At 70.0% G+C, this 14,380-nt stretch carries 22 protein-coding genes and 1 pseudogene; 1 reads left to right on the top strand and 22 read right to left on the bottom strand.

Annotated features, from left to right (window positions below):
* The 13 genes and pseudogenes from L0D16_RS09120 to L0D16_RS09060 all read right to left on the bottom strand — a co-directional run.
* Positions 1-315: pseudogene (locus L0D16_RS09120) on the bottom strand (IS200/IS605 family accessory protein TnpB-related protein); the annotation flags it as partial.
* 274 nt (positions 316-589) lie between these two features.
* Positions 590-901, bottom strand: coding sequence for a hypothetical protein (locus L0D16_RS09115; protein ID WP_172960805.1), 312 nt, complete (start codon positions 899-901; stop codon positions 590-592).
* Positions 902-964: 63 nt separating this feature from the next.
* Positions 965-1,636 (bottom strand): hypothetical protein, encoded by a 672-nt coding sequence (locus tag L0D16_RS09110; RefSeq protein ID WP_243031520.1) that lies wholly within the window; start codon positions 1,634-1,636, stop codon positions 965-967.
* Position 1,637: 1 nt separating this feature from the next.
* Positions 1,638-1,898 carry a hypothetical protein gene (locus L0D16_RS09105; protein ID WP_093006976.1) on the bottom strand — a complete coding sequence of 87 codons (261 nt, stop codon included), beginning with the start codon at positions 1,896-1,898 and terminating at the stop codon, positions 1,638-1,640.
* 50 nt (positions 1,899-1,948) lie between these two features.
* Positions 1,949-2,191, bottom strand: a complete 243-nt coding sequence (locus tag L0D16_RS09100; RefSeq protein WP_093006978.1) for an RNA 2'-phosphotransferase — start codon at positions 2,189-2,191, stop codon at positions 1,949-1,951.
* A gap of 31 nt (positions 2,192-2,222) precedes the next feature.
* Positions 2,223-2,450 (bottom strand): hypothetical protein, encoded by a 228-nt coding sequence (locus L0D16_RS09095; RefSeq protein WP_126200117.1) that lies wholly within the window; start codon positions 2,448-2,450, stop codon positions 2,223-2,225.
* Positions 2,451-2,486: 36 nt separating this feature from the next.
* Entirely contained in the window at positions 2,487-2,957 is a 471-nt protein-coding gene (locus L0D16_RS09090) for a macro domain-containing protein (protein WP_015717489.1), read from the bottom strand.
* Between the two features lie 672 nt (positions 2,958-3,629).
* On the bottom strand, positions 3,630-4,631 hold the full coding sequence (locus L0D16_RS09085; protein ID WP_243031519.1) for a hypothetical protein: 1,002 nt from the start codon (positions 4,629-4,631) through the stop codon (positions 3,630-3,632).
* A gap of 108 nt (positions 4,632-4,739) precedes the next feature.
* Positions 4,740-5,429, bottom strand: a complete 690-nt coding sequence (locus L0D16_RS09080) for a sigma-70 family RNA polymerase sigma factor (protein ID WP_243031518.1) — start codon at positions 5,427-5,429, stop codon at positions 4,740-4,742.
* Between the two features lie 243 nt (positions 5,430-5,672).
* On the bottom strand, positions 5,673-5,957 hold the full coding sequence (locus tag L0D16_RS09075; RefSeq protein WP_124105520.1) for a hypothetical protein: 285 nt from the start codon (positions 5,955-5,957) through the stop codon (positions 5,673-5,675).
* A gap of 2 nt (positions 5,958-5,959) precedes the next feature.
* Positions 5,960-6,364 carry a type II toxin-antitoxin system VapC family toxin gene (locus L0D16_RS09070; RefSeq protein ID WP_241374203.1) on the bottom strand — a complete coding sequence of 135 codons (405 nt, stop codon included), beginning with the start codon at positions 6,362-6,364 and terminating at the stop codon, positions 5,960-5,962.
* Positions 6,361-6,591, bottom strand: a complete 231-nt coding sequence (locus L0D16_RS09065; protein WP_093006990.1) for a type II toxin-antitoxin system Phd/YefM family antitoxin — start codon at positions 6,589-6,591, stop codon at positions 6,361-6,363. The genes L0D16_RS09070 and L0D16_RS09065 overlap by 4 nt, the downstream gene beginning before the upstream one ends.
* A gap of 80 nt (positions 6,592-6,671) precedes the next feature.
* Positions 6,672-6,878 (bottom strand): hypothetical protein, encoded by a 207-nt coding sequence (locus L0D16_RS09060; protein ID WP_093006992.1) that lies wholly within the window; start codon positions 6,876-6,878, stop codon positions 6,672-6,674.
* A gap of 65 nt (positions 6,879-6,943) precedes the next feature.
* Between L0D16_RS09060 and L0D16_RS09055 the strand changes: the two genes are divergently transcribed.
* Positions 6,944-7,255 carry a hypothetical protein gene (locus L0D16_RS09055; RefSeq protein ID WP_093006994.1) on the top strand — a complete coding sequence of 104 codons (312 nt, stop codon included), beginning with the start codon at positions 6,944-6,946 and terminating at the stop codon, positions 7,253-7,255.
* 124 nt (positions 7,256-7,379) lie between these two features.
* Here L0D16_RS09055 and L0D16_RS12485 read toward each other — a convergent pair whose 3' ends face one another.
* The 9 genes from L0D16_RS12485 to L0D16_RS09005 are packed head-to-tail and all read right to left on the bottom strand — an operon-like array spanning position 7,380 to position 14,377.
* Positions 7,380-7,973 carry a zinc metallopeptidase gene (locus L0D16_RS12485; RefSeq protein WP_124105521.1) on the bottom strand — a complete coding sequence of 198 codons (594 nt, stop codon included), beginning with the start codon at positions 7,971-7,973 and terminating at the stop codon, positions 7,380-7,382.
* Positions 7,970-8,512, bottom strand: coding sequence for a hypothetical protein (locus L0D16_RS09045; RefSeq protein ID WP_124105522.1), 543 nt, complete (start codon positions 8,510-8,512; stop codon positions 7,970-7,972). Before L0D16_RS09045 ends, L0D16_RS12485 begins: the two co-directional genes overlap by 4 nt.
* Positions 8,475-9,146, bottom strand: a complete 672-nt coding sequence (locus L0D16_RS09040; RefSeq protein WP_093007000.1) for a helix-turn-helix transcriptional regulator — start codon at positions 9,144-9,146, stop codon at positions 8,475-8,477. The genes L0D16_RS09045 and L0D16_RS09040 overlap by 38 nt, the downstream gene beginning before the upstream one ends.
* A 3-nt stretch (positions 9,147-9,149) precedes the next feature.
* Positions 9,150-9,425: a hypothetical protein gene (locus tag L0D16_RS09035; protein ID WP_231293500.1), complete on the bottom strand. Its 276-nt coding sequence runs from the start codon at positions 9,423-9,425 to the stop codon at positions 9,150-9,152.
* Positions 9,426-9,436: 11 nt separating this feature from the next.
* Positions 9,437-10,579, bottom strand: a complete 1,143-nt coding sequence (locus L0D16_RS09030) for a hypothetical protein (RefSeq protein WP_243031517.1) — start codon at positions 10,577-10,579, stop codon at positions 9,437-9,439.
* Complete coding sequence (locus L0D16_RS09025; protein WP_093007006.1) at positions 10,580-10,921, bottom strand: hypothetical protein; 342 nt, start codon at positions 10,919-10,921, stop codon at positions 10,580-10,582. It abuts the gene before it with no gap.
* Positions 10,918-12,024, bottom strand: a complete 1,107-nt coding sequence (locus tag L0D16_RS09020; protein WP_243031521.1) for a hypothetical protein — start codon at positions 12,022-12,024, stop codon at positions 10,918-10,920. Before L0D16_RS09020 ends, L0D16_RS09025 begins: the two co-directional genes overlap by 4 nt.
* On the bottom strand, positions 12,008-13,405 hold the full coding sequence (locus L0D16_RS12480; protein ID WP_279231302.1) for an S-layer homology domain-containing protein: 1,398 nt from the start codon (positions 13,403-13,405) through the stop codon (positions 12,008-12,010). Before L0D16_RS12480 ends, L0D16_RS09020 begins: the two co-directional genes overlap by 17 nt.
* 39 nt (positions 13,406-13,444) lie before the next feature.
* Positions 13,445-14,377, bottom strand: a complete 933-nt coding sequence (locus L0D16_RS09005) for an ATPase, T2SS/T4P/T4SS family (RefSeq protein WP_093007012.1) — start codon at positions 14,375-14,377, stop codon at positions 13,445-13,447.
* Positions 14,378-14,380 lie beyond the last annotated feature (3 nt).

Here is a 14,380-nt window from a genome sequence, read left to right as displayed (position 1 = left end):
CCTAGGGTCTTCTCCTCTCTCCCGGGCGGAGTCCAGGACGGCCTGGGCCTTCATCACCGCGTCGTCGGCGTAGCGGGTGTTGAGGCCGAAGAAGATGCGGAGGGGGCCATTTTCCCGCTTGAGGGCTTCCCTGGTCTGACCCTCAAGCAAGCGGTTGTAGGCGTAGCGCACCCCAGCGGAGAAGCGGCGCATGAGGTCCAGGGTGGCCTTGTGGTCTTCTCCGGAAGGGAAGAGGAGGAGGGCGTGGACTCCGGTGAAGGCTTTCGCCCTCTTCTGCGAGGTACGCTTGCGCGTGGCCTTAGGCTTGGCCTTCACCTGGGGCCTCCTGTGGGGGAGTATAGCGCTTCGGGGCTTTTCGTATGTCGCGGGGGCTCGCTGGGGTGAGGTGGCGGGAAGCGGGGGCGTACGAGCGTTGGGGTGAAGTAATATGCGCTATTTCCCAACTGTTTGCCCTCCTTTCCGTCCTCTCCCGTGGGGCCGTTGTCAGCGAAGCTACCTTGCGGTCCCCGGGCTCCCGGTCTTAGCTACACGAAGGGGAAAGGGGAGGGAGCGTGTAGCTAAGACAACCCCCTCCCCTCCTCCAGGCCCCCTACTCCAGGAAGTCCTCCAGGGAGACCTCCTCCCTGCGGAGGACCTCGTAGCCGTAGTCCTGCTCTTCCAAGACCTCCACCACTACCCGGCCCGCCTCCAGGTCCAAGGTGAAGGCCCCTGGCCCGTCCGCCCACCGCGCGGTGGCCTCGAGGAGGAGGGCCGCCACCTCCTCCTCGTAGAAGTCCTGGAGGGGCCTTCCTTGGCTTCCGAAGAACCAGACCGCTTCATGGCCCCACTCGGGCTCCACCACGCCTTCCACCCGGGCCACGCCGTCCGCCCTAAGCCTCTGGACCACCTCTTTAGCTTTCATCGCGCCTCCTTCGGTCCCCCCCGAGGGGCCGGAAGGCCCCCCTGCCCTGGGGGGCCCTCCCCTTCACCCTCGCCTGTAGAACCCCTCCCTGGCCCAGCGCCGGGGAAGCTCCTCCTGGGGGAGGTGCACCTCCCCGAGGACCCGGTACGGCCCCCGGAAGGGCCAGGGAAAGAGGCCCTCTCGGTCCAGGCGCTCCCGGGCTTGGAGCCAGTCGTCTAGCTCCCTGTCGTCCTCTTTCCACCGCTCCAGGAGGAAGCGGCGGCCTCGGGCGTCCTCCACCTCCAGGAGCCGCGCCCCAAGGAGCCCGTAGAGGTCTACGGGGAGGGCTAGGACCCCCTCCACCAGGAGGGCGGCCTCCGCCCAGTCGGCGAGGGGCGCGTCCGAGGCCACCTGAACGAGGTCCCCCAGGTGGAGCTTGGCGAGGAGGAGGAAGACTCGGACGGCGAGGTCGTAGGGGCGCTTGTTCTCCCAGGCAAACCCCGTCTTGCAGAACCCGAAGGACCACTCCTTCTTCTCCTCCCACCAGGGGAAGACGAAGGACTCGTAGTCCTCCGGGGCGGGGCCGTTGAAGGCCACCTCGGGAGGGTAGAGGACTGGCCCCCCCGTCCCGTCCGGCCCCGCTAGGGGAGGAAGGTGGGGAAAGAGCCGGGCGAAGTCCTCGAGGACGGCCCCAAGCCTCTTCTCCACCGCTTCCTTCGCCTCCGTCCTGATCCGCCAGTAGTGCGTGTGGCCCATGTCAGACCTCCCCGAAAAGCTCCCGCCTGAGCGCCACCGCCGAGTTGTCCTCGTAGGGGGCCTTGAGCCTGGCCTCGAGGGCGTAGAGCCGGGAGGCCAGCCCTCTGAGCCCTTCCACCGCCTCCTTCACCTCCCGGGCCACCCGCTCCGCCTCCAGGGGGTGCTCGGAGAGGAAGGCGTGGAGGTCTTCGGCGTAGAGGGCGAGGGCCCGGGCCGCCTGGGCCATCTCCTCTAGGTGCTTTCTGACTCGAATTCGCCGCATCTCCCACCTCCACCCGGGTGCGAAGGGGGGCCACCCGGCCCCCCCTGGCCCTAAGCCACCTCCAGGACCACCCACCCGGCCCGGCTCGGCACGAAGACCTTCTCCCCCGGAAGGGGCTGGACCTCCAGGACCTCCACGTGGCCCAGGGCCTCGAGGTCCTCCAGGTCCACCCACCCCTCCTCCACCAGCCGGGGGTGGACATAGGCCCCGTGCCGCCGGATGAGGCCCTCCAGGGCCCGGTCCGAGAGCCTGGCCTTGGGAACGCCGTCCGTGTTGGGCAGGAGCGCGACCATCTTGCACCTCCTGCCCCTGGCCGTGGGGCCGCTAGGCCCCCAGGCCCTTTTCCCGGTACGCCACCCGCACCCGCTCCGGGCTCACCAGGACGAGGCCGCTCTTCCCCGAAGCGAAGGCCCGCACCACCTCTTCCGCGAGCTCCATGAGGAAGGTGTGGTCCTGGGGCCGGGGCCTTCCAGCCACCTTCACGGGCTTCCCCTCCTCAAAGACCACGGCGAAGCTCCCGCTCACCCGGGCGAACCGTTTTAGCACTTCCATAGCGGTCCCCCCCGAGGGGCCGGAAGGCCCCCCCGCTCACAGGCGGTAGAGGACCACCCGGTTCCCCACCCCTGCCAGGGCCTCCTCCAGGGCCTCGAGGACCTCCCTGGGGTCCAGCCCCCCCAGGCCGATGCCCGGGAAGGCCATATGGACCTCGAGGCCAGGCCTGGCCTCCAGGAACCGCCGGAGCCTCGAGGCCCCCAGGCGGACGAGGCCGAGGTCCGCTCGGTCCCGGAAGTGGCCTTTGGTCTGGAAGGCCCCGTAGGACCTCCCTCCCGCCTCCACGGCCACGAAGCCGTAGAGGTAGACCCCGTTCCGAAGGATCCCCTCTCGCTGGACGGCCTCGGCGAAAAGGTGGGGGAGACGGGGCTCGGCCTCCGCCAGGGCCTTGGCCGCCCCGGCCCCCATGACCAGGCCCCGGGAGGTGAGGACCCCGTTCGTGGGGGCGGCCACCAGGGTCCCGGGAGCCTGAAGACCTGCCAGGAAGTTCCCGCGCTTGACGATCATGCTTATCTCCTTGGGGCCGCCAGGCCCCCCCGCTCATCTGGGCCGTTCCACCCCGGGCGCTCCGTCGGTCTAGGTGCTCCACCTGACCTCGAGGCCGCCCAAGGTGTTCCAGGGGTGTTCCGGCGAGCCGTTCCGGTGTTCTGTGGGGTGTCCCGGGCCCGTACCGCCCTGGCACAACCGGTGGCACAACTGGTGGCACAGGTGTGTCAAAGCCTCTCCAGGAGCCACCTGAGCCCCCCGAGGAGGGCGAGGTGGCGGGGTAGAAGGCGCAGGCCGCCCACCAGGGGAGCCGCCTGCCGGGGGGGAGCCTCGAGGCTGTGTCCTTTCCGGGGGGACGGTGGTGTCCCCGTCTTACCCAGGAGGACACCGGGGAGGGGTGCGGGAAAGGTGGGCGTCTGAGAAGGTGCCCGGTAGACACTATGTTGCGTCTGAGCATCTGCTCGGTAGACACTATGTTGCGTCTGAGCAAATGCTCGGTAGAAACCATGTTGTGGGTGAGCAAAATGCTCAGTAAACACAATGTCGTGCCTGAGCAAATGCTCGGTCGCAACAAGCGGGAGGGAAAATCGGGGAAGGAGGGGTGTCGGGCAACCTGCGTTGCCAAAAGAGGATGTCCGCCAAACAGAAAACCCCGGAAGGATAAGGTGGTCCTTCCAGGGCAAAGAAGGGTGTCTACCCGATGACCGGGGTCCGGTAGACGGGCTCCCCGGTGGCAGGGTCGCGGTAGACGGCGATCGCCCTGCCCCGCCCCAGTTCGTCCAGGTGGTACTTGGCCTTGCGGAAGGTGCCGATGGCCTCAAGCTCCGCCAAGAGCCCCTTCAGGTGGGTGTCCACCTCGGCCACCGCTTCCAAGTGGCGGCGCACCTCGGGAACCTTCCAGGAGGGGTCCTTCACGAGCTCCTGCAGGAGGCCGACGGCCATAACGGCCTTCATCGCCTCCCTGGAGATGCCCTGCCGCACCTCCCACCCGATAGGGGTCTTCAGGGCCACCACCTGGCCCTTCTCGCGGTCCACCAGGGCGGAGATGGACCGCACCGCCTCTACGAAAGCCTTCTCCCTGGCGGTGAGGCTCGCCACCAGGGCCTGGAGGGTCCTCAAGGAGCCGTCCCAGCCCAGGAGCCTGAGCCGGGCCTCCAGGTCCTCGGGGATGAGGTCCTCGCGGCGGAAGTGGGGGTTGTCCTCGTGCTCCAGGGCCTCCTCGAGGGGGCTCCTGCCCTCCTCGTACTCCACCCCGGAGAGGAACCGCTCCAACCACTTGGCCGCGTCCTCCACCCGCTTGTCCCGAAGGCCCCAATGCTTCTCCTCCCTCGGGGTAAGGTCGTACACCTCCACGGCGTACCTCACTCCCTCGGGGGACTCCCAGACCATGGGCTTGCGCTCCTCGGGCTTGCGCTCCTCCTTGGCCTTGCCCGTGCCCTTCACGAGCAAGGTGGAGGGCGTCTCCTCCTTCAGGCGCTCCCGGAGGCGGGCCAGGGCCACCCTGACCGCGGCCACGAAGGGGGCGGGCACGTCCCGGGTGTCCACCAGGACGTAGCCCTCCTTCGCCGCCTTGGTCATCAGGTCCCTCACGCTCCCGTCCTCCTTCCAGAGCCGCCGAAGGGCCTCGAGGGCCTCCTCCACCGAAGCCGCCTTGCCGCTCGCCCAGAAGAGGCTACGAACGCTAACCTTGGTCATCTTTTACCTCCAACCTCATGCTACCTGTTTTCGCCTCTTCTGGCAATAACGAAACCTTGGAGGGATAAGGGGGTCCCTCCAAGGCGAGGTGCAAGGTGCCGAAACCGCCTAGACTGCTTGGGTCCTCGTCATGGCCTCCTTCAGGGCCGCTTCAAGCTCCCCAAGTTCCTCTTCCTCCAAGTCTCCCTCCAGGAAGCGCTCCAGGAGCTCCGCCTCCTTCTCGCCCAGCTTCCGCCGGAGGCCATAGCGCTCGATGGCCTCTTCCAGGGCTTTGAAGGCGAAGTCCCTCTCCTCCTCGCGCTCCCAGGGGTCGTGGCCCACGAACTCCTCCAGCCGGGTGCCCTCTTCGGTGGTGTCGTCCAGGCTGAGGATGGCCTCCGCCTCCGCTACGGCCAAGGCCTCCTCCACCACCTCCAAGGGGATCCCGAGCCTCTCGGCGACTTCCTCCGGCGTGGGTTCACGCCCGAGCTCCGCCTGAAGCCCTTCCGTGGCCCGCTTGACCTTGGCCACGAGCCGGGAGTTCGTGTACCCCACCCCCCGGTTCCGGTAGAACCACTCCCGCACAGCGCGGTCGGCTTCCACCATCACCCAGAAGGTGAGGTTCTTGGAGGGAGAGGGGAGCTTGCGCTCGCCCGTCCGCCAGGCCTTGAGGGAGCCGTGGACCCTGAGGGCCACCTCCTGGGCGAGGTCCAACGCCTCGTCCCCGAGGAGGTGGAACCGGGAGAAGCCCTCCTTGAGGGCCAGGGCGTAGTAGTGCCGCCCCAGCGCCTCGTAGTCCTCCGCGACGAACGCCCTCATGACCTGCTCCCTCGTCAAAAGCCGAACGCCTTCCGCCATGAGCCGGACGCTGTCGGTGCGCATTTTTTACCTCCGCCCTCATGGTACCTCTTAAGGCGGAGGAAAGCAAGCTTGTGTGGCTACCTCTTGCGCTGAAGGGCCCTCCTCGGCTAAACTGAAAGGGCCGAAGCCGCTTGCTGGCTGTCGGTCGTTTTTTACCTCCACCGAGTAGGCCCCTGGCCCTCCGCCGGGGGCCGAAAGGTTTTACCTTCCCCGCCTCAAGCGGCGCACCTCCCGCCTGAGCCCTCGGGCCTCCTCCTCGAGGGACCAGAACGGGTCGAAGGGGTTGGAGAAGAGGGAGGGCCTGGAGAAGAGGAACCCGAGCACCATGAGGAAGAGGAAGACCCCCGCCGCCAGGTACAGGAGCCAGGTCCCCTCCCGGGCCAGGTCCAGGACCACCCCTCCGGCCACCATGAGCCAGAAGAGGCGGCTACGGAAGACTTCCCTCACCGCTTGCTTCGCCAGTCGCTTGTTTTGTTCCCGAAGCATCGCTACCCCCAGAGGCTCCTGGACCTAGCGTAGCGCCTCAGGCGCTCGTCCTTGGTCACCAGCACCGCCCCGAGCTTCAGGGTCGTGGCCAGGATGAACCGGTCCGCCGGATCCGGGTGGGGCAGGTCCAGGTAGGCCGCCTCCAGGGCGACCCCCGCGTCCAGGGGAACCACCCCGATCCCCCGCACCCGCAAGGCCTCCTCCAGCCAACGCCGGGGCTCTAGGGAAAAGGCGATCCGCCCCTTTTGGGCGAGGACCGCCACCTCCCAGGGGGTGATGGCCGAGATGTGGAGGGCTTCCCTCGCCCGGGCCTCGTCCAGGGTCCGCACCAGCCCCTTGGGGAGGACTTCCGGGCTCGCCAGGTACCAGACCCAGGCGTGGGTGTCCAGGACCAGGGGCCCCCTCACGCCAGGACCTCCCAGGCCTCTCCGGTGGGCTCCGTGGGGTCCTCGTAGCGGAGGAGGGTGCCCAAAAGTTTCTCCCTGGGGTCCTCCTCCCGGTAGGGGCGCACCTCCAGGACGGGACGGCCCCGGTGGGTGAGGAGGAGGGGCTCCCCGGTGGCTTCCACCCGGCGGAGGAGTTCCAGGGCGTGGGCCTTGAAGTAGGACTTGGAGACCTTCATGACCATAGACATTGTACCTGGTCATAACGCGCCACGACAAGAAACCCCGGAAGGATAAGGGCGTCCTTCCAGGGCAAAGAAGGGCGGAAGGCCTACTCCAGCACCACCTCGGGCTCGAAGCCCGCCCAGATGGCCGCGGCCAGGACGTGCGAGAGGTTCACCCCCCGCACCCTGAGGGCCGGCTTGGGCCACCCGTGGTCGGGGCGGATCACCGCCCGGCCCAGGCTCGCCCGCTCCAGCGCCTTACGGAAAGCCTCCTGGTGCCGCGTGTCCTTGAAGATCAACACCTTCTCTTCCATGGCAATGTAATGCTACCACTAAGACCGCTTTCAGACAATAAGGTACTTTGTGCTATACTTGGGCCATGCTCGCCGAAGCCTTCCGCGAGTACGCGAGGCCCAAGGGACAGGGCCGGGCCTACCTGGAGAACCTGGCGGGCTTCTTCCTGGCGGTGGCCCGGGACCAGGGGGAGGAGGAGCAGGTCCGCATGGTCATCGGCGAGGATCCCGTCCTCGGCCCCTACCTGGACGTGGACCTCCGGGAGGCCCCCAGGACCCACGCCTGGCTCTCCGCCTTCCGGGAAGCGGCCAAGGAAGGCGCCGCCCTAGCCCTTCAGGAGAACGAGGACGGCACCGTGGACGCCACCGTCCTCCCGCCGAGGAAGGCCGAGGCGTGATATACTGGATCTCGGAAGGCCGAAGCCTTCTTTTCCGTGGCACCCCGGGGCGCTGAGCTCCGGGGTTTGGATTTTGGTGGCGCGTCTTAGCTACACGGGGAAGGGAGAGGGGAACGGCGTGTAGCTAAGACCACCCCACGAGGAACCCCACGGCCACCAGGAGCCCGCCCAAGGGCACCGCCACGTAGGAGCCCGTGAGGGCGGCCATCACCCGCCTCGCCTCCTCCCTCCACTCCGGGGGCAGGACCTCGAGGCCCCGCCGGTTGGCGTCCACCTCTAGGGGAAGGCTCGCGAGGAAGAGGCCATACCCCCCGGTGAGGAAGGCCGCCCCGAGGGGGCTCGGGCCCACCAGGAACCCGAGGACGAGAAGCCCCAGGGCCAGGGTCAGGGCCCCCTGCGCGGCCCGCACCATCTCGGGGCGTTCACGCCATTGCAGGGCGTGCCCCACCTCGTGAACAGCCACGGCCAGGTGGTATAGGCTCTTCCCCTCGTACACGGCCCGGGTCAGGTAGACGCTCCGCTCCGGGTAGCGCACGCCGTTTCTCCGGCCCACCCGCACCCGGAAGCCCGTGAGGCCCTTCCGCAAAGCCTCCTCGGCGAAGGGGCCCGCCTCGAGGGGAACAGGGACACCCCGGTAGCGAAGGACGGTGAACGCCAGGTAGACGGCGTATCCCGCCACCAGGGCGAGTCCGGTGAGGGCGAGGAGCACGCCGTTCACCCGTTCACCACCTCCAGGAGCATGTTCCGGAGGAGGAGGACCCCCCCGTACACCAGGGCGGGCACGTCCATGCCCCGGAACCGCTCACCCCTCTCCAGACCCACCGTTTCCGCCGCCCAGGCTCCCAAGGAGAGGAGAAGTCCCGTCCACCCGTACACGCCCACCCCGGCCAGGGCCAGGGCGGCGTACCGCCATCCTCCGGGCAGGACCCCGGCCAGGACCACCCCTAGGGGGGCGAGCCACAGGCCCCGGAAGAGGAGGCCCCCGAGGAGGAAGGCCAGGCCCGCCCCTAGGCGCCACCAGCCCCCCCGCCTCCAGAGGGCCAGGACCCCCTGCCCCACCCAGAGGGCGAGGAGGGGCGAGGCCCCCTTCATCCCCGCCGTGAGCCACCCGAGGCCGGAGAAGAAGGCCTCCCTCCACCCCACCCGCCTGGCGAATAGGGCCCCGGTGAAGGGAGCCCCCCAGGGGCCATCCAGTAGCCCCGCCAGGGCCCCCAAAAGCTCAGGCCGAAGCCCTCTCCGTCCTGCGGTAGACGCCATCCCTCGCTTCTACCAGGCCCCGGCTCACCAGGCGCTGGAGCCTCTTGGCCACCGTGGACTTGGGCCACCCGAGCTCCCGGGCCAGGGCGCTCGGCCCCTTGGGGACCTCGAGGGCCCCCAGCAGGGAAAGCTCTTCTTTCTCCAGAGGAACGGGAAGGGCTTCCTCCCTCTCCTCCCTCCGGAGCTCCACGGCGTTCACGGCCCCGTTCACCTCCTGGAGCTCCCCCACCGGGAAAGCGGCGGGCGCCCGGGCGTCCACGCTCCGCTTCCGCTCCGCCAAGCCCAGGCTCATGGAGGTCAGGTTCCCCCAGAACACCACCCCGGCCCCGATGAGGCTCCCCCAGAGGGCCCAGGCGCTCCCCAGGACCACGGAGGCGAAGGAGAGGTAGAAGGTGGCCACCTCCACGGCGAAGGCGATGAAGGGGGAGGCCCGCACCCCCTCGCCGTCAAAGCGGGCGTAGTAGTGCCGGAGGTGGGCGTAGCTCGCGGCCAGGGCCACGGCGTAGACCACCACGCCCACCACCGCCAGGAGTGGGAACTTCGCCATAGCCTCCCCCACCACTTTTCCCGTGATGAAGCCCACCACGGGCATCGCGGCGGCGCCGATGGCGGCCTGGGCGTAGACCCTGAGCACGGCTCACCTCAGGACCCGGTCCAGGGGCGTCCACCGCCTGCGTTCCCGCCAGGCGTTCACCGCCCGGAAGAGGAGCAGGGCCAAGAGGACCAGGGCCAGGCTCAAGCCCGCCCCCAGGACCACCCCCGCCTTCACCCCTTCGTCCACGCCCACGGCCCAGGCGGCGTAGATCACCTTGGCGGGCACCTGGTGTTCCCCCACCTGGACAACCCCGTTTACGTCCGCACGGAACATGCTCCGGGGAACGGTGAACACCACGTCCCCCGCCTTAAACGCCACGTCTCCCCCGTTCACCGATCACCTCCGAAGAGCCCGAAGAGGCCCCTCCGCCGCTCCTTAGCCTCGAGGGTGCGGCGGAAGGCCTCGGTGATGCGCTTGGCCCACTCCTCCAGGGCCTTGAGCCTCGGCTCCACCTCGCCCCGCCACAGGGCCGTGGCCCCCTGGATCCGCTCCTCCGCCTCCTGGATGGCTTCGGCCTTGGCCGCCCGCACCGCCGCCTCCAGCCGCTTCCAGTCCACGCCGTCCCCCGTTCTTAGGCCCTCCACCAGGGCCTTCAGGGCCCGGATCTCCTGGTGGTGGAGCCGAAGAGCGGCGTTCACCCCACCGAACCGGGAGGCCTCCTTCTGCACCGCCTCCTCCAGGCGCTCCACCCGCCTCGCCAGGTCCTCCAGCTGGGCGGAGAGCTTCCCCAGCTGGATGTAGGCCGCCCCCACGTCCACCTGCGGCTCCGAGCCCAGAAGCTCCCGGGCCCGGCCCCGGGACTCCTGGAGCCGCCGCTCCACCTCCCGAACCTCCTCGAAGGCCCGGCGCCGCCCCTGCTCCGGTCGGTAGAAGAGCAGGGCATGGGCCAGGCGCTCCCGGTAGAGGAGGGGGTCCTCCGAGGGGTCCTGGCCGAAGACCTCCTGGTAGGCCCGCCGCCACCTCGAGTCCCGCGCCGCCTCGTTTTGGTCCTGGGACCGGGAGGTCTTCTCCGCCCGGCTGGGAGGGGGAGGCGCCCCCGCTGGTTGCTTCCCCGTCAGGGGAACGCCTTGTGGAGAAGCTTGCCTCGGAGAAGGAGCTTCCACCGGAGGAGAAGGCGCCGGGGGAGAAGCCTCTACCGGAGGAGAAGCCTCCACCGGGGAAGGGGCCTGCGCCGCCTCTGCCGGAGGAGGAGCCTGCGAAGGAGCGGGGTCTTTCTGGGTCGGCTCCGCCTCCACCCCGAGGACGCCAAAGGCCTCCTCGTAGCTCCCCGCCAGCCCCTCCTCCACGAGGGCGGTAGCCACCCGAAGGAGGGGCTCCTCCAGGGGGGTGGCAGACCTCCCCGCGAGGGCCCGGAAGGCCTCCTTCGCCCTCCGGGTGGGGAAGACCCCCTTCGCCTTCTCCAAGACCTCCTTCGCCACCTCCTCCTCGAAGGAGGAAAGCTTGGCCGCGATTTCCTTCCAGAGCGCTTCCATCTACACCCCCAGAAGCAGGTAGAAGCCCAGGAGGGCCGGGAAGAAGGCCACCAGGAAGCCATAGCCTTCCTCCTCCCCTCGGAGGAAGCCGTCCGCCGCCAGCGCCAGGGCCAGGTAGGCCATAGCGGCGTAGGAGCCGCCCAGCCTCCACACCATGGCCCCGGCCAGGCCCAGGACCGCCCCCCCGTAGTAGACCCCCACCCTTCCCCGGAAGAGGGCCCGGAGGAGGGGGGAGAGGGCGAGGAGGAAGGGCAGGACCCCCTGGCCCACCAAGGCTTGGAGGAACCAGGCCCCGAGGAGGGCGAGGGCCGCCATCCCGAGGAGGGAGACCCACTCCCTCACGGCAGGACCACCCTCCGGTCGCCGTCCAGGAGGTCCACCACCCCCGCCGTGGTGCGGTTCCCCACCAGCCGGAAGAGGACCATCCGCCCCGTGGGGGCGGAAAGCTCCGCCACCCCGTTCACCACCACGGCCCGGTCGGCCAGGCGGTAGCCCTCGTACCCGGGAGGCGGGGGGTCGCCGTAGAGGGCCACCCCCTCCTGGTCCTCCCCCCGGAGCCAGACCTCGCCCACCGCCTGCACGTCCGCCGTGAACCCGGGGGCGGTGAGCTCCACCCGCACCCGCTTCCGGGCCAGGGGCACGGTCCGGCTCTCCCCGGAGCGGGCCACCACCCGCCCCTCCTGGAAGGGGAGGCCGTCCGCGTAGGCCACGAGGAGGACCTCCCGGTACTCCCCGTCCGGGGGGCTCACGGCCAGGGCGAAGGGCGGGGTGCAGGACCGGGCCCGCTCCACGTCCCCGAGGAAGGCCGCCACGCACCCCACCCTCGAGGCCACCTCCTCCGGGGTCAGGTGGATGGGGGCGTACCGGGGCTCGGGCACCCGCACCACCCCGCCGTCCTGGGGCGAGGCCACCTCCACCCGGGCCTCCCCCGCCCCGTCCCGCACCCGGATCACCGCCCTGGGGGCCGTGGGCACCTGGAAGGAGGCCCCGCCCCGGTGGACCAGGACCATGCCCTCGAGGCCCGAGGGGGCCGGGTCGGGGTAGGCCGCCACCCCGAAGGCCCACTCCCCGTCCACCCAGGCCTCGTAGGTGGCGGCGCCGCTCGCCCAGGGGGCCTCCGCCCGCAAGGAGACGGTCCTCCGGGCCACCTCCACCCGGGCCATGCCCCCGGGCCTGAGCTCCACCTCCCCTTGGTAGCTCTGGACCTCCACCCCCTGCCACTCCACCCGCACCTCCACGGGGACCTTCCCGAACACCCCCGTGAAGCGGAAGGTGGGGTCCTCGCACCGGGTGGCGCTCTGGCCCCCCACCTTCACCGTGGCGCACGCCCCCTCCTTGACCCCCGCCACCTCGAGGCGGGCCGGGCCCTGGAACTCCCGCTGGAGCTCCGTGCAGGAGGAAAGGAGGAGGGCAAGGGCCAGGAAAGCGCTAGAAGCGAACCTCATAGCTCAACCGCACGCCCCCGTAGAAGCCCGTGGCCGTGGTGAAGCGGAAGCGGTCCACGTGGGAGGCCACGCCCCTCCCCCAAAGCCCGTCCCGGTACCCCGCCTGGAGGCTCACCCGGAAGGGCGCGAGGGGGAAGCCCACCTCTCCCTCCACCAGAAGGCCCCGGTCCCGCCCGATGTCCTCCTGGGGCACGGCGTAGGCCAGGCGCGCCTCCCCAAAGAAGCCCTCCCCGGGGTAGACCAGGGCGGCGAAGAGGGCGGAGAAGGGGGTGTCCCCGCTCCCGAGGCCAAAGTAGCGTCCGTAGCCCAGGGTCAGGTCCACGGGGCCCAGGAGGGCGCCTCCTTGCGCCTCCACGAAGTACCGCCCGGGCTCGCCCCCCACGAGGCCCGCGCCGAGGCCGATGCGGGCGTGCACCCCGGGGAGGAGGCCGCCTTCGGGCTCGTGCTCCACGTAGCCCGCCCCGAAGTAGTAGCCGCCGTCCCCCGCCCCGAGCTCCCCCACCAGGCGGATGCCCTGGAAGAGCCCGGCCTGGGCGGTGGCCTCGCTCCGGCCCTCCAGGCTCCGGTAGGCCACCCGCACGCTTCCCGCCTGGAAGGAGGCCTCCACCCGGTCGGTGCCCAGGTGCACCTGGGCCTCCTCCCACCCCAGGGCGAGGCCCCCGAAGGGACCCCTCTCCCCCACTCCGGCGTAGACCTGGGCCCTCGCCCGGGAGTCCACCCGCTCCTCCAAGGCCTTGGTCCTCTCCTCCAGGGCGTAGACCCGCTTGCCCGTGGCCTGGGCGTCCTTCACCCGGGCCGCCTCGTTCTCCTGGACCTTTTGGGTGAGCTCGGCGAGGGCGGCCTCGAGGGCCTTCACCCGGGCCTCCATCTGGGCGAGGGCCGCCTTCTGCGCCCCCAGCTCCTTCTCCAGGCGGCTCACCGCCCCCTCCAGGGCCTCCAGGTCCTTGAGGGCGGCCTGGGCCTCCAGGGCGGTGAGGAGGGCCTGGCGCACCTCCTCCAGGTCCTTCTCCATGGCCTCCAGGCGCACCCCCTGGTCCTCCAGGGCCCGCCTCACCTCCGGCACCACCTCCAGGAGGTCGGCCACCTGCCCGTAGAGCTCGGCGATCCGCTCCGGGGCCGCCCCCGCCTCCTCCAGGGCCTTCCGCACCCGGGCCAGGACCTCCTCCGTCCAGGTGAGGTAGGCCCGGTAGAGCAGGACCGCCGCCTGGTAGCGGTTCACCGCCTGGTTCCCCCGGAAGGTGCCGTCCGGGAAGCCCGTGAGGACGCCCTTCTCCAGGAGGGCCCGCACCGCCCCCTCGGCCCAATGCCCTGGGGGCACGTCCGCCATCTGGGCCTTCACCGAACCCGCCAACAAAAGGGTGGCTAGGGCGACTCGCCGCATAGCCACATGCTACCACTCTCTAACTTTTATGGCAACACATTACACGCTAAGCTCCACCCCCTCCGGCTCCCTCCCCTGGAGGAGGTCGTCCAGAGCCTGGGCCAGGTCGGGATAGACGAGGTAGCGCCCCTTCGCCACCACCTGGAGGGCCATCCCGAAGGAGGGCCGGGTCCTCCGCCTCCCTTCCCTCAGGTCCGGCTCCCCGAGAACGGGGTGCAGGGCGGGGTTTTCCAGCGCGTCCAGAAGCCTCTCCCCGTGGGCCGTGGCCACCACCCGCACCCCCCTCCGGGAGGCGGTGAGGCACTCCTGCACGTCCTCGTTGTAGCCGATCTCGTCCACCACCACTACCTCCGGGGAGTGGTTGGCGATGGCCTGGTAGATGATCCGCCCCTGGTTCCTGGAGGGGGGGTCCGGCACCTGCATCCTCCGGGCGGGCCGGATCCCCGGGTGGGCGGTGAGCCCGTCCCCCCCGATCTCGTTGGAGGTGTCCACCACCACCACACGGGGCCCCCACCGCTCCGCCAGGATGCGCACGATGTCCCTGAGGAGGGTGGTCTTCCCCGTGCGGGGCGGCCCCACCACGAGGAGGCTTCCCCCGCTTTCCAGGAGGTAGGGCCTGAGGGGCTCCGCCACCCCCTCCACGAACTTCCCCACCCGGATGGTGATCCCCGTCATCTCCCCCAGGGCCGACTGAATGCGGGAGACCCGGTGGAGGGTGCCCTCGATCCCGGCCCGGTTATTCTCCTTGAACCCCCCCACCCGGTGAAGGACGAAGCTCAGGTCCTCCTTGGTGATCTCCCGCTCCGAGAAGCGGGGGGCCCCGTCCACGGTGTAGGCCAGGGGGGCCCCGAGGTCCATGGCGATCTCCTCCAGCTTCGCCCCGTGGGGCTCCACCTCCTTGCGTACCCAGGGGGGAAGCTTCTCCATGAGCGCCGCGAACTCCCTGTCAAACCCCTCGCGAAGCCGCACCATGCG

Source organism: Thermus altitudinis (assembly GCF_022760835.1).
In the GTDB taxonomy this organism is placed as follows: domain Bacteria; phylum Deinococcota; class Deinococci; order Deinococcales; family Thermaceae; genus Thermus; species Thermus altitudinis.
This window is presented reverse-complemented; position numbering and strand designations above follow the sequence as displayed.